The organism is Nostoc sp. UHCC 0252 (genome assembly GCF_034931145.1).
Lineage (GTDB): Bacteria > Cyanobacteriota > Cyanobacteriia > Cyanobacteriales > Nostocaceae > Nostoc.
The window spans coordinates 131,577-156,554 of record NZ_JAYGHE010000006.1; the positions used below are offsets into that span (position 1 = coordinate 131,577).

At 41.9% G+C, this 24,978-nt stretch carries 22 protein-coding genes and 1 tRNA gene; 14 read left to right on the plus strand and 9 right to left on the minus strand.

The annotated features are described in order from the left end of the window. Positions 1 to 34: 34 nt before the first annotated feature. Both VB732_RS06145 and trpB read right to left on the minus strand, forming a co-directional pair. The gene (locus VB732_RS06145) at positions 35 to 1,180 is read right to left on the minus strand and encodes a class I SAM-dependent methyltransferase (protein ID WP_323229947.1); all 1,146 of its coding nucleotides are present in this window, start codon (positions 1,178 to 1,180) and stop codon (positions 35 to 37) included. A gap of 28 nt (positions 1,181 to 1,208) precedes the next feature. After that, positions 1,209 to 2,444: a tryptophan synthase subunit beta gene (gene trpB, locus VB732_RS06150; protein ID WP_323229948.1), complete on the minus strand. Its 1,236-nt coding sequence runs from the start codon at positions 2,442 to 2,444 to the stop codon at positions 1,209 to 1,211. 297 nt (positions 2,445 to 2,741) lie between these two features. Here trpB and VB732_RS06155 point away from each other — a divergent pair, with 297 nt between their 5' ends. Both VB732_RS06155 and VB732_RS06160 read left to right on the plus strand, forming a co-directional pair. Then, a complete protein-coding gene (locus VB732_RS06155; protein WP_323229949.1) occupies positions 2,742 to 3,089 on the plus strand; it encodes a translation initiation factor in 348 nt (115 codons plus the stop codon). Between the two features lie 141 nt (positions 3,090 to 3,230). Next, positions 3,231 to 3,389 carry a YqaE/Pmp3 family membrane protein gene (locus VB732_RS06160; RefSeq protein WP_012410519.1) on the plus strand — a complete coding sequence of 53 codons (159 nt, stop codon included), beginning with the start codon at positions 3,231 to 3,233 and terminating at the stop codon, positions 3,387 to 3,389. Positions 3,390 to 4,134: 745 nt separating this feature from the next. On the opposite strand, the gene VB732_RS06165 is transcribed toward VB732_RS06160, so the two are convergent. From VB732_RS06165 to lpdA, 4 genes are all read right to left on the minus strand, one after another. Further along, positions 4,135 to 4,803 (minus strand): carbonic anhydrase, encoded by a 669-nt coding sequence (locus tag VB732_RS06165; RefSeq protein ID WP_323229950.1) that lies wholly within the window; start codon positions 4,801 to 4,803, stop codon positions 4,135 to 4,137. 741 nt (positions 4,804 to 5,544) lie between these two features. Continuing rightward, complete coding sequence (locus tag VB732_RS06170) at positions 5,545 to 5,796, minus strand: DUF5340 domain-containing protein (protein ID WP_163929097.1); 252 nt, start codon at positions 5,794 to 5,796, stop codon at positions 5,545 to 5,547. Positions 5,797 to 6,021: 225 nt separating this feature from the next. After that, the gene (gene trpC / locus VB732_RS06175; RefSeq protein WP_323229951.1) at positions 6,022 to 6,912 is read right to left on the minus strand and encodes an indole-3-glycerol phosphate synthase TrpC; all 891 of its coding nucleotides are present in this window, start codon (positions 6,910 to 6,912) and stop codon (positions 6,022 to 6,024) included. A 120-nt stretch (positions 6,913 to 7,032) separates the two neighbouring features. Next, positions 7,033 to 8,460 (minus strand): dihydrolipoyl dehydrogenase, encoded by a 1,428-nt coding sequence (gene lpdA, locus VB732_RS06180; RefSeq protein ID WP_323229952.1) that lies wholly within the window; start codon positions 8,458 to 8,460, stop codon positions 7,033 to 7,035. Between the two features lie 487 nt (positions 8,461 to 8,947). On the opposite strand from lpdA, the gene VB732_RS06185 reads away from it, so the two are divergent. The 5 genes from VB732_RS06185 (at position 8,948) to VB732_RS06205 (ending at position 16,666) form a co-directional block, all read left to right on the plus strand. Next, the gene (locus tag VB732_RS06185) at positions 8,948 to 10,723 is read left to right on the plus strand and encodes an SWIM zinc finger family protein (protein ID WP_323229953.1); all 1,776 of its coding nucleotides are present in this window, start codon (positions 8,948 to 8,950) and stop codon (positions 10,721 to 10,723) included. 179 nt (positions 10,724 to 10,902) lie between these two features. Continuing rightward, positions 10,903 to 11,097 carry a hypothetical protein gene (locus tag VB732_RS06190; protein ID WP_323229954.1) on the plus strand — a complete coding sequence of 65 codons (195 nt, stop codon included), beginning with the start codon at positions 10,903 to 10,905 and terminating at the stop codon, positions 11,095 to 11,097. Between the two features lie 194 nt (positions 11,098 to 11,291). Further along, the gene (locus tag VB732_RS06195; protein ID WP_323229955.1) at positions 11,292 to 11,426 is read left to right on the plus strand and encodes a hypothetical protein; all 135 of its coding nucleotides are present in this window, start codon (positions 11,292 to 11,294) and stop codon (positions 11,424 to 11,426) included. Between the two features lie 33 nt (positions 11,427 to 11,459). Next, entirely contained in the window at positions 11,460 to 13,253 is a 1,794-nt protein-coding gene (locus tag VB732_RS06200) for a ShlB/FhaC/HecB family hemolysin secretion/activation protein (RefSeq protein ID WP_323229956.1), read from the plus strand. Positions 13,254 to 14,029: 776 nt separating this feature from the next. Beyond that, positions 14,030 to 16,666, plus strand: a complete 2,637-nt coding sequence (locus VB732_RS06205; RefSeq protein WP_323229957.1) for an EAL domain-containing protein — start codon at positions 14,030 to 14,032, stop codon at positions 16,664 to 16,666. A 326-nt stretch (positions 16,667 to 16,992) separates the two neighbouring features. On the opposite strand, the gene VB732_RS06210 is transcribed toward VB732_RS06205, so the two are convergent. Together VB732_RS06210 and VB732_RS06215 are read right to left on the minus strand one after the other, a co-directional pair. Beyond that, positions 16,993 to 18,474, minus strand: a complete 1,482-nt coding sequence (locus tag VB732_RS06210; RefSeq protein WP_323229958.1) for a DnaJ domain-containing protein — start codon at positions 18,472 to 18,474, stop codon at positions 16,993 to 16,995. A gap of 109 nt (positions 18,475 to 18,583) precedes the next feature. Continuing rightward, complete coding sequence (locus VB732_RS06215) at positions 18,584 to 19,213, minus strand: J domain-containing protein (RefSeq protein WP_323229959.1); 630 nt, start codon at positions 19,211 to 19,213, stop codon at positions 18,584 to 18,586. 32 nt (positions 19,214 to 19,245) lie between these two features. Between VB732_RS06215 and VB732_RS06220 the strand changes: the two genes are divergently transcribed. The 4 genes from VB732_RS06220 (at position 19,246) to VB732_RS06235 (ending at position 21,223) form a co-directional block, all read left to right on the plus strand. After that, positions 19,246 to 20,343 (plus strand): tocopherol cyclase family protein, encoded by a 1,098-nt coding sequence (locus VB732_RS06220; protein ID WP_323229960.1) that lies wholly within the window; start codon positions 19,246 to 19,248, stop codon positions 20,341 to 20,343. 33 nt (positions 20,344 to 20,376) lie between these two features. Beyond that, positions 20,377 to 20,450, plus strand: a tRNA-Arg gene (locus tag VB732_RS06225). Between the two features lie 81 nt (positions 20,451 to 20,531). Continuing rightward, positions 20,532 to 20,900, plus strand: a complete 369-nt coding sequence (locus VB732_RS06230; RefSeq protein WP_323229961.1) for a type II toxin-antitoxin system RelE/ParE family toxin — start codon at positions 20,532 to 20,534, stop codon at positions 20,898 to 20,900. Further along, positions 20,897 to 21,223 (plus strand): helix-turn-helix domain-containing protein, encoded by a 327-nt coding sequence (locus tag VB732_RS06235; RefSeq protein WP_323229962.1) that lies wholly within the window; start codon positions 20,897 to 20,899, stop codon positions 21,221 to 21,223. Before VB732_RS06230 ends, VB732_RS06235 begins: the two co-directional genes overlap by 4 nt. Before the next feature lie 210 nt (positions 21,224 to 21,433). Here the strand turns inward: VB732_RS06235 and VB732_RS06240 are convergent, their stop codons facing one another. Beyond that, positions 21,434 to 22,102, minus strand: coding sequence for a Uma2 family endonuclease (locus VB732_RS06240; protein WP_323229963.1), 669 nt, complete (start codon positions 22,100 to 22,102; stop codon positions 21,434 to 21,436). A 68-nt stretch (positions 22,103 to 22,170) separates the two neighbouring features. On the opposite strand from VB732_RS06240, the gene VB732_RS06245 reads away from it, so the two are divergent. The 3 genes from VB732_RS06245 to VB732_RS06255 all read left to right on the plus strand — a co-directional run bounded on the left by VB732_RS06245 (position 22,171) and on the right by VB732_RS06255 (position 24,950). After that, a complete protein-coding gene (locus tag VB732_RS06245; protein WP_323229964.1) occupies positions 22,171 to 22,302 on the plus strand; it encodes a hypothetical protein in 132 nt (43 codons plus the stop codon). A gap of 125 nt (positions 22,303 to 22,427) precedes the next feature. Further along, on the plus strand, positions 22,428 to 23,120 hold the full coding sequence (locus tag VB732_RS06250; RefSeq protein WP_323229965.1) for a hypothetical protein: 693 nt from the start codon (positions 22,428 to 22,430) through the stop codon (positions 23,118 to 23,120). 3 nt (positions 23,121 to 23,123) lie between these two features. Further along, positions 23,124 to 24,950 carry an ABC transporter substrate-binding protein gene (locus VB732_RS06255; RefSeq protein WP_323229966.1) on the plus strand — a complete coding sequence of 609 codons (1,827 nt, stop codon included), beginning with the start codon at positions 23,124 to 23,126 and terminating at the stop codon, positions 24,948 to 24,950. The last annotated feature ends 28 nt before the right edge of the window (positions 24,951 to 24,978 follow it).

The window sequence follows — 24,978 nt, forward strand, 5'->3', positions numbered from 1 at the left end:
GTAGCGTGCCGGAGGCTCCATTACGAATTACGAATTACTTAGTTGCTGCAACCACAAACCAAGTGCCTTGACTGCCTGAATTACCATTAGCTATCTTTCCTTTCCATGCCCCATTAGGGACAAACTTCTCGAATGTCTTATCTGCTGAAAAACCAGCCTCAGTAGCTAGCGTCACCAAATCCAGATCGCGTACAGCACTCCAGAAGGGTTCGTTGTTGTTAGCAGTTTCCCAATCATAAACAAACTGCGTATAAATATCCATGTGACGATACAGGGGCGCTTCCACATGGAGCATCATGCCGCCAGGAGCCAGTAGACGATAAGATTCTTGCATAACTTTACGCACAGATGGCGGGGGAATTTCATGCAGCAAAATATGAGAAACCACTAAGTCAAATGATTCATTTGGAAAGTTAGTTTGCTCGGCATTTTGCTGAGAGAAATGTACCCGTTTGCCCAAGGCTTCGGCTCTTGCATGAGCATAACGTAGCATGGGTGCGCCTATATCAATGGCATGAATTTCTGCATCTGGGTAAGCATCTACGTAGGGTAATGTGCTATTGCCAATAGAACATCCCATATCAAGAATTTTTCTCGGTCGAAAGTCTGGATACTCTGGTAGCAGATAATTTTGGACTATAGATAGCCCCATATCATCGTTAAAGGGCCCCAACCAACCTAGACCATAAATATAAACGCCGCGATCGTAAGTTGCGCCAGCAGCTACATCATCCTCAGCAAATTCACTATGATATCCTCCAGGCATACAGTGAATGTCTACAGCTTTTTGATGAGTAGGTATTTGAAAATTTGGGTCGAGAGTTAAAGTACCTAGTTCATCACCCTGATCTTTGGCACGTTCAATCAACTCTGGCAGTTGTCTGTCAACACTGGAATTTACAGCATCCCATAATATTTCCTGGTTGATGCGCTTGAGGGCACTAGTCCATCGATAGTAGGGTTCATGCTGCATTACTTCCCGAATTTCATGGCGATTTTCGGGAGGACGCTGATGTTCTTGTTCAAACTTCGGCTTGGCTAGTTTTTCATAAAGTACTTTATTACCAGGAGAGATATTCCTGAAAATGTGCATTCTCAAACTTTGCACAAAATTTTGGCGTGCCAACTCGTCGTGAGTGGGCTGCGGTAGCATAGCGTGTTGGAATTGTTGATCCATCATTGCTTCCTCCCAAATATTTTACGTAGATTTACGCTGGGTCTAATAACTTGGCTACCGTTTGTACATCTTTATCACCGCGTCCAGAGCAGTTAATTACAATTCGGGGACTACCGCTTAGTTGAGGACATAGGGTTTCGAGATATGCGATCGCATGGGCTGTTTCCAATGCTGGGATAATCCCTTCCAATTTCGATAATCGCTGGAATGCTTCCAAAGCCTCTGCATCTGTCACACTATAATATTCGGCGCGACCAGTGTCTTTCAAATAGCTATGTTCTGGCCCCACACCGGGATAATCTAACCCCGCACTAATTGAGTGCGCCTCAATGATTTGCCCATCCTCATCTTGTAATAGATAGCTCATCGCTCCATGTAATACACCAACTCGTCCTTTTGTCAAGGTTGCTGCGTGTTTTTCGGTATTAACACCTTCTCCGGCTGCCTCAATTCCAATAAACCGGATAGAAGGCTCATTAATAAACTCATAAAATAGTCCCATCGCATTGGAACCACCACCCACACAAGCCAAGAGAATATCAGGCAGTGTACCCCACTTTTCCATTGCTTGGGCGCGAGTTTCTTGGCCGATGACTGCATGGAAATCACGTACCATCATCGGGTAAGGATGGGGCCCTGCTACCGAACCCAGGATGTAGTGAGTTGTTTCCACATTTGTTACCCAATCGCGGATTGCTTCAGAAGTGGCATCTTTTAGGGTTCCAGTTCCCGCTTCTACTGGACGCACTTCTGCCCCCATCAACCGCATTCTAAACACATTTAAAGATTGGCGTTCCATGTCATGAACGCCCATGTAAATTACGCATTCCAGTCCAAAACGAGCGCAAACTGTGGCTGTCGCAACTCCATGTTGTCCAGCACCCGTTTCGGCAATAATCCGTTGCTTACCCATGCGTTTCGCCAACAATACCTGACCAAGGGCATTATTGATTTTGTGAGCGCCAGTATGATTTAAATCTTCGCGCTTTAAATAAATTTGCGGCCCGGTGCGATCGGGTCGGGCATAATGAGCAGTCAGACGTTCAGCGAAATACAACGGTGTGGCGCGTCCCACATAATCCCGTAACAACTGCTGCAATTCTGCTTGAAAACCGGGGTCATTGCGGTATTGCTGATAAGCTGTTTCTAATTCAGCAAGGGCAGGCATCAGCGTTTCAGGCACATACTTACCGCCGAAGCGTCCAAAGCGACCTAGCGAATCGGGAACCTGAGCAGTTGAACTTGGAGAGAAGGGAGTGGTAGTCACAGGCTGTTTTCGATGACGGGAATGACTTAATTATTATAGAAAAGTCTGGGACATATCTGGGTATATCTAGGGAATGGGGAATGGGACAAGAGGTGAGAACTTGAAACAAGTCTTTCCCCTTGTCCCCAATTCTCCTTTTCCCTAAGTCCTTTTCCCAATTCCCAATTCCCAATCCCCAATTCCCAATTCCCAATTCCTTGCAATGCATTTGTAATGTTAGCCTAGAATTGATATCCCAGCAGAATGGTTGCGTCGAAGTTTCCACTGCCTTTGAAATCTTTCTTAAACATTTATTTTATGTCTTCTTCCAATTCTAAATCTTCTGATAAAAGCTTCGTCTACCGCGAATTTGGCAACGATAACTCCCCCGCTACAGAAAGACCAATTCCAGAACTACCTCCGCAACAACAAAATCTTAAAGTACAAGCTTCCCGCAAAGGACGCAAAGGTAAAACTGTCACAGTGATTAGCGGTTTTCAAGCTAAACCAGAAACCTTGGCAGATTTGGTGAAGCAGTTGAAAACCCAGTGTGGAACAGGTGGGACACTTAAAGATAACGAAATTGAAATTCAGGGCGAACACAAGCAGAAAATTGTCGAGATTTTGACCAAGCTAGGTTATAAAGCTAAAATTAGCGGTGGCTAGAATTAAGTGCGGTTTCCCGCATCTTAACCGTGACCTCGATTGAGAAAGGGAGTGTTATCTTTGAGAGGTACAAATATGCTTGAACAGTGGTAAAAGAGTTACCCAACAAGCTATTTTTGATGAGATGAGTAGGAGGTTTAAATGGATTTAGTTCGGATTCTGTGTGCCATTTTCGTACCGCCTTTGGGAGTTTTTTTACAAGTAGGTTTTGGTATAGATTTTTGGATTAATATAGTATTGACGCTTTTTGGTTACATCCCTGGAATTATTCACGCAGTGTGGATAATTGCTAAGAAATAATTTTTTGTACGAGTAGCTTAAGTGTGACAATCTCGACAGAGGCAATTTATTAATTGCCTCTAAAAAAGCTTATAAGTTGGATATCTGCACTGATAGATTCTAATATTATAGATGTAGCGGTTTCCAATCATATAAGGGGTGCATCCCAGTTTTTATTTTATATTCAGAGAATAAATTGTCATTGCGTTCGCGCAGCGTCTTATAGAGAGGAGGGACGACGAAGCAATCACACAATCTCTCACTAAGCACCAGTTGATGGGATTGCCACGCTTCACTTCGTTACGCTCGCAATGACAGGCAAAAAAGTGGGATGCTCCTTCATATAAGCTACATAAGTTGGTAGGGATGCATAGCTATGCGCCCCTACCAAGTACCTGACTAGAACGAGAAATACTATCTATAAATCAATACGCTTGGGTTAAGGATAATTGTAGGTTGGGTTAAACGAAGTGAAACCCAACAAATGCCCGAAAATGTTGGGTTTCGTTTCTCAACCCAACCTACGCAAATTTATTTTTCTGGCTTAACCCAAGCGTATTGATCTATAAATAATAATCAACTATTTATTTTACTTAAAAAAATATCTAACAGGTTATTTATAAAGCAAAAAATAAAATTACTATAGGATGTGTTATGTCATGTTCGGCAAATTACTTTCGATATGTCATTGCGAGTACAACAAAGTGGAACGTTTGCTGATAAAAATGTCTCTAAAGTATAAATTTTTATGGCAGTAAATCCCGAATTAGCTCTCATTTTTTAACATGGCATAGAGTCTAAACTCTAGAAGCAAGGGACAGATGTGTAATTGCCATTGCACAGTTGAAACGTTCAAATCTTTGATTAAGCCAGTGCGTATATCTAGTACCCAACCATGAACCATAGGCGCTTTTCGCTCATAAAGTGCCTGACGCATGATAGAAGTTTGGTAGAGATTTTTCACTTGCGCCACTACATTTATTTCTGCCAAACGATTCAGGCGTTCTTCTCTGGTTGGCAAGGCATCAATTTCTTGTTGTTTGTGTAAATACAGTTCTCGAATCGGATTTACCCAGTTATCTAGAATTCCGATAGTTCTTCCTTCCAAAGCTGCTTTAATCCCTCCGCAGTCGTAATGACCACAAACGATAATATGTTCTACCTTAAGATGTAATATTGCGTATTCTAAAACGGCTAAAAAGTTAATATCTGTTAGAGAAACTTGATTAGCAATATTACGATGTACAAATAACTCTCCTGGTTCTGTACAGGTAAACTTTGTTAAGGCTAAACGGCTATCAGAACACCCAATGTATAGAAAAGGTGGTGTTTGTCCGCTAGATAATTCTTGAAAGTAAGTTGGATCTGTAGCTAGTTTCTCGGCAACCCAAGCTTGATTTTTTTTGAAGATTTCATCAATGCTGTTATATTTCATTTTTCGTCAAACTAGAGAGAGAATCTCTTGAAGAAGAATTCAGAGGTCAGAATTCAGGAGTCAGAATCAATCAGTTGTGGATTCAGACCGACGCAGGATTGAAGACTACCAAATTTTCAATTTGGTGGGGGTCTTAAACCCAGTTACTCATCCGCCAGCCATATAGAATTCATTCTGAATTCTGACTCCTGACTCCTGAATTCTGTTCGATCAATATTTTAGCTGAATTACAGGTTTCACTAAATCAGTATGAATGTGTAATCTAAAGTTTGAGAAATATGACAATCTTCTTTTTTACAACATTGATAAAATTATTAGACCTCTTGCATAAATGCTTAAATTGTCATATTGATCTGGGCTGAACAGAGTAGTGACATTCTTGATTTTTTGACTTTTGCAAGAGGTCTATTGTATAAATTGTAAATAAGCAAGTTAGGATTTAGAGAGAAAAAAACTATGCATAATTTTAGGGGAATAGCTCAATAAAGGAAAATTTATATCACCGAAGATTTGATTATTGAGACTATCGGTTTCAAATTCTCGTCTAGCATCTATAGGATATTCTTGCAAAGTAAAAATTTTTATAACCAGAATCATTTTAAATCAAACCCCAAATTTTGCATTTGAGTCAATCAATTGCAGTGGAAGCTTTTAGTAATATCTCCTTCAATACCCAGAGACGTTTCCTGATAATAAGCTATCTCAAAATTTGAGGTTGAGATATTAAGCAAGTTATTAGCTTCAATCGGGGGCGACAACTTTACTACCATTATGATGGTTGATTGACCAACGGTGATCGACAGTCACAGAGGAAAACTCGCAAATTTCTTCTAGTCGTTTTTGCTGTACCGCAGCTTTACGGAGAGTAATAATTAATTGATTTACCTGATGTCGTAAATCTGGATTGTCATTTACAGCTAACATAGTTTGTCTTTCTAAGAGTTGAAGTATAAGTTCGTAGTGAATAGGTGAAGGTAGAGGAATTTGCTCCATGAAGTTTAATTTTGATTTCATATTTGGAATTTTGTCTTAGTCAAATTTCATTTCTTGTAAATAAATTGTTACATAATAATTAACTAGTTGCTTATGGCTTTGGTTTGATTAGTGATGAAGATTGAGCAAAGATATTGATAATAGTTGACAGCAAAGTACTGCGTGTCTACGCATAGTATGCCCCATTAGTTGCCCTCTACTAAAAGGTACAGGGAAAGTATTTTTTCAGAAATTCTTTGGTAATATACTGGCGATCGCAGCGCCGGGATCTGGTTGTTTTACCAAAGATTCCCCAATGAGTACAGCCGATGCACCTGCTGTAAACACTAAACTCAGATCATCTGGGTTGTGTAGTCCTGACTCGCTGACAACAAGGATGTTTTTCTCCTGCAATTGGCTACCCCTTGCAGCTAGAAGTTGGCAAGTCGTTTGCAGATCAACAGAGAAATCTTCCAAATTGCGATTATTGATTCCTACTAAAAAGGCCCCATCTAAAGCTAATACACGGTCTAGTTCTTCCAAGCTATGGACTTCAATCAAGGCTGCCATTTTCAGGTTGTTAGCGATTTTAAGGAAGTATTTCAAATCTTGATCGCCCAGGATAGCTGCAATCAATAAAATAGCATCTGCACCATGAATCCGCGCTAAGTATATCTGATAAGCATAAATGATAAATTCTTTGCATAATAAAGGCAAATCTACGGCAGCCCGAACCTTGGCTAAGTTTTCAAAACTACCTTGAAAGAACTTGACATCGGTTAGCACTGAAAGACAACTAGCACCGCCTTGCTGATAAGATTGGGCGATCGCTACTGGGTCAAAATCTTCTCGAAAAACGCCTTTACTCGGTGAAGCTTTTTTAACTTCGGCAATCAGTGCTGGCTTTGTCTTACCTTGGCGCAAAGCGGCAACAAAATCACGGGTTGGCGGCGCAGTCAATACCTGCTTCCGTAATTCTTGTAAAGGAACCTTTTCTCGCATTAGGTCATATTCTGCTTCTTTCTGCCAGACAATTTCTTCCAAGATATTTTTTGGCGCTGAATCAGGTACAACAGCCTGATAACGCAATATCGATACAGCAATAGCTGGGTTAGGGGAACGACGACGGATTTGCATAAAGATTGGGGATTAGGGATTGGGGACTAGGGATTGGGGATTAGGGATTGGGGATTAGAGACTAGGGACTAGGAATGAATTCTTCCCAATCCCCAGTACCCAGTACCCAGTATCCAATCCCTAAATTGCGGCTCGTTTATACGCTTCGTCCAAGACTTCGGAGAGTGTCGGGTGGGCGTGAACTAGATGTGCAAGGCTTTGGACAGATTGACGGTTTGCGATCGCAGCTGACGCTTCATGAATTAAGTCTGAGGCGTGCAGCCCGAAAATGTGAACGCCTAAGACTTCTCCGGTGTCTTTGCGATATATCACTTTGGCAATACCGTCGGCTTCATTTTCTGCCAACGCTTTGGAATTCCCTTTGAAGTAACTCCGACTTGTGCCGATTTCAAACCCTTCGGTTTTTCCTAATTCCTTGGCTGCGGTTTCTGTTAAACCTACATAGCTGACTTCTGGGTGGGTAAACGCCGCCGCCGGGATGCTGCGATAGTCTACTATTCTTTCCCTCCCAACTATATTTTCTACCGCGATGATGCCCTGAGCAGAAGCCGCATGTGCCAACATCATCTTTCCATTAGCGTCGCCAATTGCCCACACATTTGGTACTACTTCACCAGCCGATAGTACTGCCATGCGATCGTCAACTGGGATAAAATTCCGCCGATCGAGTTCTATGCCCACAGACTCTAAACCAAGATTTTTGGTCGCCGGGATGCGTCCCGTAGCCACCAAGCAAGCATCTACTTCGATGACATCTACATCTTCTTTGGTTTTGAAATCGGCTAACTCAATTACCACTGGTGAACCGGGGATGACTTTTTTAGCGTATATCCCTACTTTCGTTTCAATATCGCGGGGAGTAATTAGTACCCGTTCGGCAAGTTTGGCAATATCGCGGTCAAATCCTGGCATTAACTGATCTAGGGCTTCAATCAAGGTGATTTCGCAACCCAAAGCTGAGTAAACATCAGAAAATTCCAAGCCGATGTAACCACTACCAATAATTGCCACCCAGTCGGGTAGAGACTCTAACTTAACGCCTTGGTCGCTGGTAAAGACAGTTTTGCCGTCTACTTCAATCCCTGGAGGTACAAAAGGAATTGAACCAGGGGAAAGGATGATGTCTTTGGCTGTGATGGTTTTTTCGCCACCGTCTCCGGTTACAGAGACTTTTTGCGCCCCAGCGATTTTTCCCCAACCTCTGATAATATCGACTCCTAGACGTTTGAGGCTGTTGGTTAAGTCCCCTTGAATTTTCGAGACGAGATTATTAGCATGATTAGCGATCGCTTGACGATCAAATTCCACGCTACCAATTTGAATTCCCAGCGATTTGAGGTGATGGGCATCGCGTAACTCCCGCACCCGCCCAGATGCCGCTAGCAGCGCTTTAGAAGGAATACAACCCCGATTAACACAGGTTCCTCCCATATCAGCAGCTTCAATAATCGCTGTTTTTAAACCACAACTTACGGCGTGTAAGGCTGCACCATGCCCGCCTACACCAGCGCCGATAATGACTAAATCGTAATCAAATCCTTGACTCACGTTAGGTTCCCCGTCTGCTTCGCCTATTTATTCTCAACTTGACCGACAATCAGTGCAACCCCTTTAACAGTTATCAATTATCAGTTGTCAGTTTCGTTGCTGGGTTTAAGCCCCCAGCATACAGTTATGAGTGAACACTGGAAACTGCTAACTGATTTAATTCCCCTACCATCCGCCTGATAACTTTCTGATTTAACTTAGGGTTGTTGCTAACTTCAATTATGATTCACTAACTTCTGGCGAAAAGATGGATGTTTTCAGTAATTATAGTCAAATCTAGATACTTATTTTAAAGGGAATGGGGAATGGGGAAGAAGCAGGGGGCAGGGAGCAGGGAGCAGGGGAGACAAGGGGACAAGAGGTGAGAACTTGAAACAAGTCTTTTCCCAATTCCCAATTCCCAATCCCCAATGACTTTACAGCACGATCGCTAACACCTAAGCTGGATTTAGGATTCATCCAAAAGATTTACGCAGGCGATCGCTCGATGTCTATTCCCCAAATTACTGAATTTACTATCCGCCGTCATGCTAACGCTAAATCTTTCCAACGCGGCGAGGCATACTATGAGGCTGGTGCTGTCAATGCTATTACCCAACGTGGTCATCGACTTCAGGCTGAAGTTGCAGGGACTGAAGCAAGACCTTATCATGTCAATCTCAGTTTCGATAGCAGTGGGTTAATCTCAGCAAACTGCACCTGTGCCTACAACTTTGAGGGATGGTGCAAACACATTGTAGCAACGATGCTCGTCTGTGCGCGTAACTCAGAATATATTGAGCAACGCCCTACCTTAGAACAACTACTCAATCGCTTGGATCATATCCAAACCCAAAGATTGCTGCAAGAGTTGGTAAATGAATACCCACCACTAATTGAGGCGATTGATCGTCATATAGGTTGGATGACGAATTCTATTGTCGAGCAAACAACCAAAAAACCTGTGCGCCGCGTTACGATCGATCAGGCTCTTTTTCGGCGGCAAGTCCGGCAGATTCTTCGGGATACTGTGCGCTACTTTGAGGAGGGGTGCGAAGAAGACCCGATTGGCGATGAATTGCTGAGTGTGGTGCAAACTGCGGTAGATTTTAGCGAACGGGGAGAGGGTGAGAATGCGATCGCTATTTTAGAAGCAATTACCTCTACGTGTGTGGAAAATTGGGATGACGTTGCAGAATACGGTGCTGAAAACGATGAACTTATCGAAGAATTAAATAATGCTTGGTGTGAAGCAATTCTTACTGCCGAACTCACCCCAGAAGAAAAAGTTGATATTCAAATAAATTTGGAAGCCTGGCAAGATGAGTGGAATGCTGATTTTGGCCTAGTTATGGAAGCTTTACGCCAAGGTTGGGATTATCCGCCTCTAGTGCAAGTTCTCCAAGGTAATATTAACGAAAGGGGAGCTTGGGAAGAAGATGTGCCAGACTATGCAGATGATTTGGCGCTAATTCGGCTAAAAATCCTCGAACGTCAAGAACGTTACCAAGAATACTTGTATTTAGCAGAAGCAGAAGGGCAAACGCAGCATTATCTGACTATGTTGGGGCGTTTGGGCAGAGTAGAAGAAGCAATTGATGCTGCTCAAACCCAGATGAACTCAATGGAAGAGGCTTTTGCCCTAGCGAAAACATTAAGCGAACAAGAGGCATTACAGCAAGCGCTAGATATAGCCCAAAGTGGATTAAATTTACCAGGCAATTGTCAGTATGAGTTAGGAATTTGGACAAGTGATTTAGCTGTGGAGTTGGGTAATAATGAAGCTGCTTTATTAGCAATCAAAGCGGCTTTTCAAATTAAGCCCTCCTTTGTTGATTACGAAAGGATGGCAGAATTGGCTGGGGAAAATTGGGAAAGTGTTAAAACAGACCTGCTGAGAATTGTTCGTACTGATAATGCTTGGGGAACAGCATCAGCCAAGGTAGATATATTCTTGCATGAGGGGCTAATCGATGATGCAATTGCGATCGCTAGTGAACTTAGTTCTTATGATTCAGAGTTAATTCACCGAGTTATGGATGCTGCTATCCCTTACAATCCTAGTTGGGTGATTGCTAATGCGCGTCGCCGTGCCGAAAAAATTATGGATGCAGGTAAAGCCGAGTATTACTACGATGCAGTTAAATGGTTAAAAAAAGTCCGCGCTGCCTACTTGGAATCTGGGAAGAAAGCTGACTGGTTAAACTATCGAGAAAACTTGATGCAAACCCATGCTCGTAAACGTAAATTGATGGGAATGTTTCAGCACAAGGATATGGAGTAAAAACTATTGTTTTTAAGCTTGAATTTGATGACTGTGGGAACCATAAGAGTACTCCAAGTAAAAAAATGCTCAATTGTCATTGCGAGCGAAGCGAAGCAATCCCAGCCCTTGCGATTGCTTCGCTTCGCTCGCAATGACGGGTTTTGGATCATTTATTTTTTGGAACACTCTAACTAATTATGCGGACATGGTACTACTTACTTATTGCTTTGAAGTCTGCGATCGCCAAATTATTTAGCTTTTATATCATGTTCGACTCAATACTTATGTCATTGCAAGCGTTGCGCGGCAATCCCAAACCTTTGCGATTGCTATCTCTACGAGACGCTACGCGAACATTCCACTTCGTTGCATTCGCAATGACAATTATTTGACCGGACATGATATTACAGCTATTTTCATGTAAATAGACCATGCGGTAAGGGCATAGCAATCTGACTTTTCACGGCATCTGGAAAACCTCACTTCTATTTCTCTCTCCTAAAAGGAGAGAGACTTTGAATTTCCCCCTTCCCGCATCGGGAAGGGGGTTAGGGGGTTAGGTTTTTCGTGGACTTTTCCACATAACATGAAAAGTCAGCATAGCAATGCTGTGCCCTTACAACAGATGTGGTTCAAATACATGAAAACTGCTGTAAATAAAATATCAACTTTAGCGGCAAAAGATGAAGTAAGATCCACATCTGAGGCAGTTTCCGTATAATCCCATAGTTACTGACAAAAATAGTCCAGTGCGATGATCAATAAAAAATATCCTCAGAATCTTATAGCGTCCCACTTACCACTGAGTATGCTTATATTACTCAGCAGTATATCTTCTAGTCCACTGAAAGCTCAGGCTGTTGATGCTACACAATTACCAACGAGTAATTTCCTTCTGTCGCAACAACTTCCATCACCACAGGATGTCCAGCCATCCATACCTTCGCCGCTTCCCTCACCTGAACTGCCACAGCCACTTCCGCCACCCGCAGAACTATTTCCCCCCTCTGCTCCAAATCCCATACCTGATGAACCACTCCCTGGCAACTTTCCTCAAACTATTGTTGTTGAAAAGTTTGAAGTTGTTGGTAGCACAGTCTTCAGTCTTGAAGAGTTAGCCCTCGCCACTGCTGAATTTACCAAACGACCAATATCGCTGACTGAAGTATATCAAGCACGTTCTAAAATTACCGATTTATACGTCAGTAATGGTTATATTACCTCCGGTGCATATATCCCACCCCAAACAATCAAATCTGGTGTTGTCAAAATTCAGGTGGTCGAAGGTAAATTAGAAGATATTAAGGTAACTGGAACTCGGCGGTTGAATCCCAATTATGTCCGTAGCCGACTAGCAATAGCTACATCGCAACCTCTGAATCGCCAGCGTCTACTAGAAGCACTGCAACTATTGCAACTTAATCCTTTAATTCAAAACTTATCTGCTGAACTCTCAGCAGGATCGCGGACTGGTTCGAGTCTTTTGGAAGTCAACGTTACTGAGGCGAAAACCTTTAGTAGCCAGATAGTTCTTGATAATGGGCGATCGCCTAGCGTTGGCAGTTTTCGCCGCCGATTACAAGTGAATGAAGCCAACTTATTAGGATTAGGGGATTCTTTGGGTGCCGCTTACACTAATACCGATGGTAGCAACTCCTTGGACGCAAGCTACACATTACCACTTAATCCCCGCAATGGGACACTGACTTTTAACTATGGCACTACGTCGAGTAATGTCATTGAACCTTCTTTCAAAGATTTAGATATCGAATCAGCTTCTCGCTATTATGAATTGACATTCCGCCAGCCAATAGTTCAAACTCCTACTCAAGAATTTACCCTTGGGTTAACAGCTTCCCGACGCGAAAGTGATATCTCGTGGAATCTACAACCAGAGTTTTCCCCCTCTCTACTTTCGCCTGGTGCTGATGAACAGGGACGCACCAGAGTATCTGCGTTGCGATTTTTTCAAGAATGGACGAGTCGTAACAGCCGTGAAGTCATCGCCCTCCGCTCTCAATTTAGCTTAGGTTTCGATGTGTTGAATCCCACGATTAATCAAAACCTTCCCGATAGCCGTTTTTTTGCTTGGCAAGGGCAAGCGCAGTGGGCACGCCTTTTAGCTCCTGAAACCTTACTGTTACTTCGTTTAAATACGCAACTTGCATCCACATCACTTTTACCTTTAGAGCAAATTGGCTTAGGTGGCCAGGATAGCGTTCGAGGCTACCGTCAAGATTACCTGCTGACGGATAATGGTACTTTTGTCTCTGCGGAAGTTCAAGTACCAATTCTGCGCTTACCCCAAATAGATAGCACCTTACAGGTTATCCCCTTTGTGGATTTTGGTGTTGGCTGGAATAGTTCTGGTAGAGTAAATCCCGATCCTAATACTCTAGCTGCTATTGGTCTGGGGTTGCGTTGGTCACAAAGCGATCGCTTCACAGTTCGTCTTGACTGGGGTATTCCTTTAATATCTGTTGACTCAAATGAGAGAACATTACAAGAACAGGGTCTGTATTTTAGTTTACTTTATAATCTTTTTTAAAATTTAGGAATTCGAAACAGTTTCTTTTCCTTGATTAGCTTTACCAAAAGTGGTTTCCCAGCATTAAAAAATAGAAATCAAATGGTTATCTATATAATTCCGAGTTTTTCTAGGTGATTTCTCACAAAGAATATACCCAGGTTGACGAGTTTCGACTTCTCTTCGAGACGCTACGCGAACGCTCAACTCTCGATCCCTTAGTTGGTTGAGCGAAGTCGAAACCAACGGCGACGGTAGATTTATTAACGGAAATTGCCCTAGCGCTCAGAATAAAAATCCGTAAATATACCATATATTCTATTCAGGGTTTGATTTTATTCTGGGTATCCTAAGAAAGACAAGGTTAAGCCATATAGACGAAGGGACACAGTTTATAACTTATATCTGGGACTTTCAATTAAAAAATATTCCAACCAATAATCGTGGTTGTAGAGTGCGTTATTGCGATAGCGTAACATACCTGTTATCTTAGGCGGTGCGTTATGCGCCATAAGACACCCTACTAGATAATTTATTATTTGGAAGTCCAAATGAGTCTAGAAAACATCTATAACTTCTACCACAAAAACTGATTTAAAAATCAGTCATATTATTCAAGAACTCAATCATGAATAGAATGGCTGGTTTGTAACTCACACCAATTTTGTGATCTTAGGTGGTGACAATTTTGATTAAACAAGTTTTCCTAGAAGTTCAGACTTATCAGAACGCACTTCTTTTTGGGAGTGGTATTTTTCAGACTAAGACATAAATATATGAAAATTTGAGGAAGAGCAATGCTAGGAAATGAGCGGGAAAAAATACGCCATCTGTTGGTCATTAAAGACCTGCAAGGACGGCGAACTGTACCCTTACGAGAGACTACTTATTCTCTAGGGCGGCATCCTGCAAACACTATTCTCTTGGCTTCCCGGTCAGTATCAATGCAACATGCAATTTTATTGCGAGTAACTGTTCCAGAGACTGACCAATATGGCTTCCAGATTATTGATGGCAACTTCAAGGGGAAAGGAAGCACTAATGGCTTATTTATAAATGGCGCTAAATGTTTTTCTCATAATCTTAGAAATGGAGATACTATTGCCTTTGGCAGTAATCAGGCTCAGGCTAAATATTATGCCATTTCCAATATTTCAGAACAAGCATTTTCTGAATCTTTTGATGTTGAAGACTTATCTGGTTTTCTATCAGAGCAAGCTAGTCCTGCAAATCCTTTTCAAACCCTAGCGATCGATCCTGGTTTGGAAGCAGCTAGTGAATCTGCCTTAGCTCGCCTAGCATCGTTTCCTGAACTGATCCCAAATCCAATTATTGAGATGGATTTCGAGGGAGTAGTGACTTATCTTAATCCAGCCGCAGCCCTTAAGTTTCCTGAACTTAGAGAAATTGGGACAGAACACCCAATATTAGCAGGACTTGTGAGTACAGTTAAGAATCTAGAAAAAAATTCTTTTGTACGGGAAGTGGAAGTAGGTACAGAAGTTTTTGAACAATCCGTTCTCTACCTTCCTCAAAGTGATTTAATTAGAACTTTTATTATTAGGGATATTACGGAGCAAAAACAAGCCACATCTGAGTTGCGTCAGCGCGATCGCTTGCTTCAAGCAGTTGCAGAAGCCGCTAATTATTTGCTAGGGGAAATGAATTATGAAACTGGTATTGAGAGGGCTTTAGCTGTACTGGGCGAAGCTGCCAAGGCAGATCGCGCTTATCTCTTTCAAAACCATCCCCATCCTGCTACAGGGGAAATAGCCGTCAGTTTAAGGTTTGAATGGACGCAATCTTTGATTGAATCTACCCGCCATTACTGGCAGAATCAGCCTTATGAAGGTTCTGGATTAGCGCGTTGGTATACTGTTCTCTCTAGCGGCCAGTCCATTAGTGGACTCACCCAAAAATTTCCTGTCGCCGAACAAGAATTCCTAATCCGAGATGGTATTAAATCCTTGATTCTAATTCCTCTCCGGTTGGAGAATGAATGCTGGGGATACCTTGGCTTGGCAGACTGCACCTTTGAGCGTCACTGGTCAAAGCACGAAGAATCTACCCTCTTAACGATGGCCGCCAGTATTCTTGGTGCGCGGCAGCGTCAGCAAGTAGAAGAAAAAATTCGCTATCAAGCCCTTCATGACTTGCTGACAGGGTTGCCCAATCGCCTACTATTTAATGAACTGCTCAGTAAAACTCTACCCAACGCCACGCGAAATAACGAAAGTTTAGCTGTGGTCTTCCTTGATCTAGATCGCTTCAAGTTTATTAATGATACTCTAGGTCACACTTTGGGCGATCAATTGTTGAAAAGTGTTGCTCAAAGATTACAAGATTTACTCAGAGGCGGAGACACCATAGCCCGATGGGGAGGCGATGAGTTTACTATCTTGCTCCCGCGAGTCATTGATATTGACGAAGTAACGCAGGTGGCGTACAGAATCTTACAAGCCTTAGAAGATCCTTTCCATCTCCAAGGGCATGAACTTTATGTGACTGCTAGCCTCGGTATTGCCTTGCTTGATAGCAACAGTCCTGATGCCGAAACGCTAATCCAGCACGCAGATGCCGCTTTATACTACGCCAAGGATAAAGGACGGAATAACTACCAATTCTATAGTGTTTCTCTAAGCGCCAAGAATCCTGAACTTCTGACTTTAGAAAAGAGTTTGCGCTATGCCCTAGAACGTGAAGAATTTACGGTGTACTATCAGCCTCGCGTGAACATTGCCACAGGAAAAATTACTGGAATGGAGGCTCTGTTACGTTGGCAGCACCCAGAAATGGGATTAGTTGCGCCCAGTGTCTTCATTCCCCTCGCTGAAGAAAGCGGATTAATTATTGCCATCGGCGAATGGGTGCTACGGACGGCCTGTGTGCAAAATAAAATCTGGCAAGATGCCGGATTGCCACCTATAACGATGGCTGTCAATCTTTCTCTAAAGCAGTTCCGCCAACCCAAATTGGTGGAAATTATAACCACAGTTTTAGAGCAAACGGGTCTAGAACCCCACTTTTTAGAATTAGAAATTATGGAAACCACAGCCATTGAGGATTTGGGTTTCACCAGAACGGTGTTAGAGGAGCTAAAGCAGATGGGTGTTTGCATCTCCATTGATGACTTTGGTACGGGTCATTCCTCACTCTCGCGCCTACAGCTTTTGCCACTCCATACTTTAAAAATAGATCAGTCTTTCGTGAAAGATTTGAAGCCGGATTCCAAAGTATCTCATATTATTAAAGCCATAGTTACCTTGGGACAAAGCTTGGGATTGAAGTTGACAGCCGAAGGGGTAGAAACAGAAGAACAATTAGAGTTCTTGAAATCTATCAACTGTGATGAGATACAGGGTTATTTATTCTACCGCCCACTTACTGTCCAAAAAGCAACAGAAATCCTCGAAAGTAAACGACCGACTCTCTAGAGCATTGATACTAAATTCATGCTTTCTTAAGGTATGGACTTAACACAGAAGCGCTATGTAGCGCTTCTCATCTCCAATAGGACTTACGCAAAACTACACGCGGTAGGGGCAATTCATGAATTGCCCCTACCCGGAAATTAGGGTTTGGGCTATTTTTTGCGTAAGTCCTGTTCAATACCGTTTTAGCAGCAGTAAAATTTTATAGTTAAAGAACGAGAGCTTTACTTTTAGGGAATAGGGTAATAGTTTTATCCCCGTTGCCACTAGCCAGCACCTTATTATCTAGACTAGAGGCAACGGAAAAAGTATATCTTCAAGATCCTGAATTAGACATCGCATCGCCAAAGTTTGATTGTCATATCTCGACTACCACTAACCAAAGTTTTGCCATCGGGACTGAAAGCGACGGAGTTAACCCAATCTGAATGATTGCCCAGCATGTAAAGTTGCTGTCCCGTGTTAACATCCCATAGCTTTACAGTATTATCTGCACTACCACTAACAAGATGCTGACCATCGGGACTAAAAGCGATCGCACAAACATAGCTGCAATGTCCGGCAAATGTGTTAATTAGCTTACCTGTACTACTGTCCCATAGCTTGATAGTTTGGTCATAACTGCTACTAGCTAAAATTTTTCCATCATGGCTAATGGCGACACACATCACCCAACCTGAATGTCCGTTGAGAGTTTGCAGCAGTTTGTTACTCTTCAAATTCCACAGCTTAATGGTATTATCTGCACCGCCACTGACAAAAATCTGTTGTTTTGGGCAAATAGCAAGGGAGTAAACTAAGCCAGAATGACCTTTGAGGACTTGCAGTGATTGTCCCATCTCTATATGAGAAACCTTGATAGTAGTATCTGTACCGCCACTCAGGATAGTTTGACCATCTGGACTAATGATTACAGAAAAAACTGGAGTTGAATGTACTTTGAGCGTCTTGAGTAATTTACCTGTAGACACTTGCCAAATCATTATGCTGCTATCATCACTGCCACTAACCAGAGTTTGACTATCTGGGCTAAAGTCTAGGCATCTTACCCATTTGGTATGACTAGTGAGAGTATGTAGTAATTTCCCTGTATCAAGATGCCAAATCTTGATAGTATTATCACCACTTCCACTAGCCAAAGTTTGCCCATCTGGACTAATTGCAGTTGTAAAAACCCAGTTCAGATGGATCAGGGTGTGTACACATTTCCACGGTGAAGGTTGAGACTGTGATTCAGGTGGTGGCGGCGTTGATGGCTTTGGCGGCGATGTTGGTTTGGGTGGTGGTGGCGGCGATGTCGGTTTGGGTGGTGGTGGCGTTGGTGGCTTTGGCGATGCTTTTTTCTGTTTCAGTTCCAGTTCTCTGGCATTTTTCAAATCTGACTTTGCTCTATTTTCATATCCTAGTTTCGAGCAAGCAATCCCTCGGTATTTATACGCTTCAAAGTAGTTGGAGTTGAGACGAATCGCTTGGGTAAAGTCTTCAATTGCTTCAGTATATTTTCCTTTTTGAGCTTTCTCCATCCCCAGTTTGTAGAAACTTTCAGCATTGGATGGAGTGAAATCAATTTTGGTAAATGTGCAAGCAGATTGATTTGTCTCATCTGGCTGATAAGACTTTAACCTTGCATAAGCTTGATTGATTTCTTTGATTTTCTCTTCTGCTTCTAGCTTTTGCTGCGGTTCAAAAAAACAATCTGGATGCCAAGTCTTAGCCATCTGGCGGTAAGCTTGCTTGACCTCATCAACAGATGCACCTGGTTTTAACCCCAGAATATTGTAAACGTGATTTATATCGAAGCGATCGCTCATACTAGGAAATCAGCAGCAAATCCAACTCTACTTAGTATTCCCAAGCATAGGTATTGACTAACTTAAAGTATGGTATCGCCATCCAAAGTATCTTAAAATATGGTGCTTCTCATCTCCAACGCCGATTTAGCCGTAATATCTTTTTAATCCCTTGACAAAATCTTTCTAGCAAAGGTCTAGGCTTTGATACATATCTAGGCGATCGCACTCTCCTTGCAGCACCAGGATTTTTTAACCCCTGTTCTATTTGTGTAGCTTTATTTAAATCGGAGGCGGCTCTATATTCGTATCCCAGTTGGGAGCAAACTAGCCCACGATATTTATATGCGTCAACATAGTTAGGATTGAGACGAATTGCATGGGTAAAATCTGCGATCGCATCCTCATATCTTCCTTCCGTGGCATTCTCTACGCCTAAAGTATAGAAAGCTTCTGCATCCCAACGATTGACAGATATTTTTGTGGGATTTTTAGGCGAAGATGAAGAAGGATTTTCTGAAATGGGAGGCTCGGATGGACTTTCTGATTTGAGCTTGTTGTAAGCTACGTTAATTAATTTGATTTTTTCCTCAGCTTCCTGTTTTTGCTTTGGATCAAAAAAGCGATCGGGATGCCAAATTTTTACCAGTTTACGGTAAGTTCGCTTTACTTGTGCTTGAGATGCACCGGGTTCTAGCCCAAGAATTTCATAAGCATCATTGATATCGAAGCGTAGACGTTTCGGCTTGTCGTTAGACATCGCGCATACTGAAAAATCGGCAACTATATACTATGTTAACTATTCCCCTCAATTTCCTCCAATCAACCCAAACGCCCCATTCTGGTTATCACTGGGATGGCGGTAGTCGCCGCTTCTTTGAAGGTTGGTATTACCGCGTCACTTTGCCGGAAATTGGGCAAACATTCGCCTTTATGTACTCCATCGAAGACCCCATCGGCGGGAAACCCCATAGTGGCGGTGCAGCCCAAATCCTCGGCCCAGATGATGAGTATTTATGTCGTACTTTTCCTGATGTGAATAAATTTTGGGGTAGTCGGGATGTTTTAGGTTTAGGTCATTGGGGTAAAACAGATTTGCAAATTTCTCCTCTGTACCTTCTCCCAGCAGAGTTTGAGCATCATGTTCAAGAGGGATATCAAGCCACAGCCACCTTAAATCAAGGAATTATTTGCGATCGCGCCACCAATAATTATTGCCGTTGGGAGTATGAAATTCAACCAGTATACGGTTGGGGTAATCGAAATAGCATTCAGCAATCAACCGCCGGCTGGCTCTCATTCTCACAGATTTTTGAACCCGGATGGCAAATTTTGATGGCTCACGGTTTAGCCACTGGGAAGATTGATTGGAATGGGAAAATCTACGAATTCACCAACGCCCCAGCCTACGGCGAGAAAAATTGGGGTGGTGCTTTCCCGCAAAAATGGTTTTGGATAAATTGTAATTGCTTTGAAGGCGAACCCGATTTAGCATTAACTGCTGGCGGTGGACGGCGGGGTGTGCTGTGGTGGATGGAATCTGTAGCGATGATTGGGTTGCACTATCAAGGCAAGTTTTATGAATTCGTTCCCTGGAATTCACAAGTAAGCTGGGAAATTCAGCCTTGGGGTAGATGGCAAATGAAAGCTACGAACTCTAATTATGAAATTGAATTGACAGGAACCACAGATTTAGCTGGTACACCTCTGCGTGCGCCCACAGAGGATGGTTTAAGATACTGTTGCCGAGACACTATGCAAGGGAAGTTAAATTTAGAGTTACGAGAATTAAATGGGAGAAAATCTAAAATAATCCTAAAAGCAGAAAGTTTTCTTTGTGGTTTAGAAGTAGGCGGCGGCTCTTGGGATAATGTTTGGCAGTCTCGGTAAAACTACTGCTATAATTATATGTGCTTCATAGTTGGGGTTGTAGCTCAGTTGGATAGAGCGGACGCCTCCTAAGCGTCAGGTCGTGCGTTCGAGCCGCACCAGTCCCGTAACCAAATAAATCCCTAAGACCTTGAGTAATAGCAGGTAATAGTATCGTCTAACTTATTTTATAGGAAATTTCATATAAAATGGACGAGGGTATTATAGAAATTCCTTTACGACCTCTGATTTGGATGGGAGACTCTCTCAAAAATATCCGCTCATTTCCTGAAGATGTGCGTGTATCAGTAGGCTATGCGCTGCAATTGGTGCAAGCAGGGGAAACACCAATGGATGCCAAACCTTTAAAAGGGGTTGGAAGCGGCGTGTATGAAATCGTCAAACGCTACGATACCGATACTTACAGGGCAATCTATGCGGTAAAGATTGGAGAGAAAATCTATGTTCTGCACGCTTTTCAGAAGAAATCAAAGCAGGGGATTAAAACCCCACAGACTGATGTTGACCTGATTAAACAACGCTATAAGGACGCAGTGGCAAGGGAGAAACAACAATGACACAAGAACCCGTTTTTGAGGAAAGCAGTGGCAACGTATTCGGTGATCTCGGTTTAGAGGATGCTTCGGAACTTTTTATGCGAGGCAAGATAGGGATTCAGGTACTGCGCCTCCTTTCTCAACGCGACCTGAAACAGCGCGAAATCAGCGAACTTCTTGGCATTCCCCAGCCAGAAGTATCTCATTTGATGAAAGGAGAGTTTCAACGCTTTGGCGAGGGCAAACTCCTCATTTTCCTCAAACGGCTCGATACGGAAATCACCTTACATCTTCGCCCTCGTTATGCGTCGGGCCAATCTGCTGAAACTGTTATATCGCTATAGGAGAGGATAGAAGCCTATTGGATCTGAGTTTAGAGCAAAACAAGATTTATTCAAAAGCAGCTTGCAGGTAACTCTATTTCAAACACATAGACTTTACTCATGCAAAAAGTCTATTTAGTTAAACCAGCGATCGCTACCTCCAATGATAAGAGCGATCGCCCATTAAATTAGTGGCAAGAAGACGACTATAATAAATTTCTTCATTGCTAATCAGCGACTCATTGCAAAAATCTGTTCAGCCGTTAGGGTAATATTCGGAAACAATCTAGAATCAATTCGATCCTCCCCTCGAAACACCTTTGGGGGTAAATACTCTCCATCTTCAAGTTGATAGATTGTAATGGTTGGCTGCTTAGGAGAGCCAATGAACCGAATCCCACCAAAAGCAGCATAGTCTACAATGATGTACTCGAAAACGCCCAAGTCCTCATATTCAGCAAGTTTTGTCAGATAGTCGTCCTTCCAGTTGTTGCTAACGACCTCAATGATTCCCGGTGGTGGAATATATGCAGCAGCAGAACTAGAGATCGTTTTCATCCTCTGCCATTCAACTCTTGCAAATATGACAATATCTGCTTTCCGACTTTTTTCCTTTTCTCCTGGCGTTGTCTTGAGCCGAACCTGCTTGGACTGGCGCGACACATAAGGCAGGTCATTTTCTTGGCAGTGATTTTCTAAATAGGTACACAGTCGCTGGATCAAATCTTCATGATTTGCATTTGGTTCTGATAATGGCACGGGAATCCCATCCAATAGCTCAAACTCTCTGCCTGAACCATCGTCCCAGGCAAGAAACTCTTCAAAAGTCAGTGGTTGTGTGACGCTTGCATACATCGCCCTCGCTCCCTTGCTGACGGGTACTTCACTCAATGCTACCAAGATGTACAGCTTTGTTTATGAGTCCTGGCTAATTTTTGTGCCGTAGTTCTGAAACAACAGATTGAGGTTTGGTAATAGAAAACGATTGCGCCTTTGGTTGGTATCAGGAGCGATCGCTTTTAAGTCGAGTTATTTATCAGGCTAGGAGTTTTTGGAGTGCGATCGCGCACAGATGCGAGACATTGCTACACTATAAATGACTTACAGTAATTACAGTATGGCTTCACTTCAGTTGAGTTCCGAATGAAAACCAAGTGTTGTTGAGTTTACTGAATCTATCTGCAATTTACAAAGTTAGCTATCCAGGAAGTAAAAAATTAACCCTATGCTCTCTCCAGGCTTTTCTCAGAGACTACAAGATTTGGAAACACACATTAGTAAAGACCAAGAGCTGCTTAAGGAGTTTGAAGAGGCATTGCGGTACGAGACAAACCCTCGTGTAAAGGCTGGGTATCGTCAGGAAATTGAGCGGCAATGGGACTCACTTGCTCGCTACAAACAAGAGTACGCTGAACTAGACCAAGAATTATCAAATACTCCAAATGCTGAGATGCAGAAGGTCGAAAGCCAATTGCAGCAAATGGATGTGAAATTAAATGTTTTACTAAATGGTCAAATTGCAATTTATGAAAATCAAAATCAAATGCGTCAAGCTTTATTAAACCGCTATGATGCTATCGAACGAGCCATAATTAGTACTATTACTCAGCAACTAGATCAAACACAATTAATTTTAATTCAGAACCTAATAGATGCACTGGAAGCAAACTTGATTTCAGAGCAACAGATGCAGCAAATGTTAGCAGCATTAGAAGAACGAATTCCTGGTTTGCCTCTCAATAGTGTAGCAGTAGCTGAAATTATCAAAGATCCTGAACTAGATGCCAAACATAAATTAAAAATAACTCTACCTATTGTGCCAATGCTTGTGGAGTATGAAGGTGAGTTAGAGCTTGGAAGTGGTTTCAACATTAAGTCTGCTTGGGAACAGTTAGTCTCTAAGTTGCGGAGGAAATAAGCTATGGATAATCAGCTAAAAGTCATCCAAGAGCAACTGGCAAAAGATTCGGATCTATTGAATGAGCTATACAATCAGGAGCGTTGCGAAATAAATCCAAGGCGAAAGCTTCAGTTGAAACAGGAGATTGAACAACTAAATCAAAACATGAGAGACCGGGAAAACCAGATTGAACAAAGAAAGCAAGAGTTAAAAGCAAAGGAAAATCAGCCAGAAACCCAGGTTAATAGTGTTGAATCATCACCACCAAAATCAGATATTTTGCCAATAGTAAATAATTCGATTAATATAAACAGATATGAAAATGTCATTAGAAGACCTTTAATAAAAAGACTACTAATTATTATTGGGTGTATAACTATCGGATTATTGTTGGCAACATTAGTACATCAAAACACATCGGATTACTCAAATACTCTTTGTCCAAATCTTAAGGAAAATATTAATATAAATTTACCGAGTTTGAAATCTTTGAGTTGTGGGGAGAAATATCTAATTTCAGGGTCTATTTTAACTGACAAAATCGAGGGTGTAAAGGCTTATCAAAAAAATGATTATCAAAACGCTATAACATTACTTCAAAACGCAAGAGATAAAGAACCAAATGATCCTGAAACATTGATATATCTTAATAATGCTAGAATTGAAAGATACAATATAGCAGCTTATACAATTGCTGTAGTAGTTCCTATAAGTAGTAACCTTTATACTTCTTTACAAATTTTAAGGGGAGTTGCTCAAGCCCAAGAAGAATTTTTGAGTAAAGAAAAATATCAGCCTAAAATTGGTCTTAAAGTATTGATAGCGGATGACGCAAACAAGGTTGAGGAAGCTCAAAAAATTGCAAGCATTTTAGTAGAGCAGAAGCATATATTTGCAGTCATAGGTCATTATGCTAGCGATCTTACTCTTAAAACGAGGGATATTTATGAAAAGGGCGAGTTCGTATCGGTTTCTCCTGGGAGTACTTCCGCAGAACTTCCACGTCCAAACGATCATTTTTTCTTCCGCACAATTCCCTCTCTTGAGCGAAACACTATAGCTGTAGCACGTTATCTAGAAAGTAAAAAAAAATATAAAGTGGCAGTTTTTTATAATCCATCAAGTGACTTCAGTAAATCCTTTTTAGATAAATTAAAAAAGAATTTCTCTGATTTTAATATAGAGATTATAAATGAGTTAGAAGATAAAGATAAATATAAATATTTCCATTTATTTCATTTATCTAACCCTTTCTTCAAGCCAAGCAAAGCTATTGAATATGCAAATGCTAAAGGGGTTAAAGCCTTTGTCGTTATTCCTGATGGAGGAACCACTGACTATAGCTTACGTAATACTTTCAAATTAATAAAAGCTAGTCCTAAAGATTTTGTGATAGTAGGAGCAAATCCCCTTTTCACTGATGAAACACTTCTGCTAGGTGAAGATGTTAAAGATCGTTTAGTGGTGACTACTCCGTGGATACAAACAACAGTTTCTCAATCCAATTTTGCTAATCAAGCTAAAGAATTATGGCAAGGTAGAGAAATTAGTTCTTGGGCTGTGACAGCTTACGATGCGGCTGAAGTCTTAATTCAAGCCTTATTTACAAATATAAAAGAAAAGCCAACACGTATAAATTTACGAGATAACTTAGCAAGCCCTAATTTTGAAGCTAAGGGAGCTGATGAGACAGATAAAATCAAGTTTGAGAATGGTAATCGTAAAAAGGAAAAGGTTGAATTAGCCAAAATTATCAAGTCCAAGTGTTCTGAGTTTGGTTACACTTTCGTTCCTCAAGAATATCAAGAACAGGACATCAAACAGTTGGAGAGTAGTTGCAACCTATGATTGATTGAGTCATCGAATCATCGCTTCA

Bases quoted from the DNA above. Each gene is read 5' to 3' on its own strand.
- VB732_RS06145 (WP_323229947.1), bottom strand. From the start codon at position 1,180: ATGATGGATCAACAATTCCAACACGCTATGCTACCGCAGCCCACTCAC.
- VB732_RS06155 (WP_323229949.1), top strand. From the start codon at position 2,742: ATGTCTTCTTCCAATTCTAAATCTTCTGATAAAAGCTTCGTCTACCGC.
- VB732_RS06160 (WP_012410519.1), top strand. From the start codon at position 3,231: ATGGATTTAGTTCGGATTCTGTGTGCCATTTTCGTACCGCCTTTGGGA.
- VB732_RS06165 (WP_323229950.1), bottom strand. From the start codon at position 4,803: ATGAAATATAACAGCATTGATGAAATCTTCAAAAAAAATCAAGCTTGG.
- VB732_RS06170 (WP_163929097.1), bottom strand. From the start codon at position 5,796: ATGGAGCAAATTCCTCTACCTTCACCTATTCACTACGAACTTATACTT.
- trpC (WP_323229951.1), bottom strand. From the start codon at position 6,912: ATGCAAATCCGTCGTCGTTCCCCTAACCCAGCTATTGCTGTATCGATA.
- VB732_RS06185 (WP_323229953.1), top strand. From the start codon at position 8,948: ATGTCTATTCCCCAAATTACTGAATTTACTATCCGCCGTCATGCTAAC.
- VB732_RS06190 (WP_323229954.1), top strand. From the start codon at position 10,903: ATGCGGACATGGTACTACTTACTTATTGCTTTGAAGTCTGCGATCGCC.
- VB732_RS06195 (WP_323229955.1), top strand. From the start codon at position 11,292: ATGAAAAGTCAGCATAGCAATGCTGTGCCCTTACAACAGATGTGGTTC.
- VB732_RS06200 (WP_323229956.1), top strand. From the start codon at position 11,460: ATGATCAATAAAAAATATCCTCAGAATCTTATAGCGTCCCACTTACCA.
- VB732_RS06205 (WP_323229957.1), top strand. From the start codon at position 14,030: ATGCTAGGAAATGAGCGGGAAAAAATACGCCATCTGTTGGTCATTAAA.
- VB732_RS06210 (WP_323229958.1), bottom strand. From the start codon at position 18,474: ATGAGCGATCGCTTCGATATAAATCACGTTTACAATATTCTGGGGTTA.
- VB732_RS06215 (WP_323229959.1), bottom strand. From the start codon at position 19,213: ATGTCTAACGACAAGCCGAAACGTCTACGCTTCGATATCAATGATGCT.
- VB732_RS06220 (WP_323229960.1), top strand. From the start codon at position 19,246: ATGTTAACTATTCCCCTCAATTTCCTCCAATCAACCCAAACGCCCCAT.
- VB732_RS06230 (WP_323229961.1), top strand. From the start codon at position 20,532: ATGGACGAGGGTATTATAGAAATTCCTTTACGACCTCTGATTTGGATG.
- VB732_RS06235 (WP_323229962.1), top strand. From the start codon at position 20,897: ATGACACAAGAACCCGTTTTTGAGGAAAGCAGTGGCAACGTATTCGGT.
- VB732_RS06250 (WP_323229965.1), top strand. From the start codon at position 22,428: ATGCTCTCTCCAGGCTTTTCTCAGAGACTACAAGATTTGGAAACACAC.
- VB732_RS06255 (WP_323229966.1), top strand. From the start codon at position 23,124: ATGGATAATCAGCTAAAAGTCATCCAAGAGCAACTGGCAAAAGATTCG.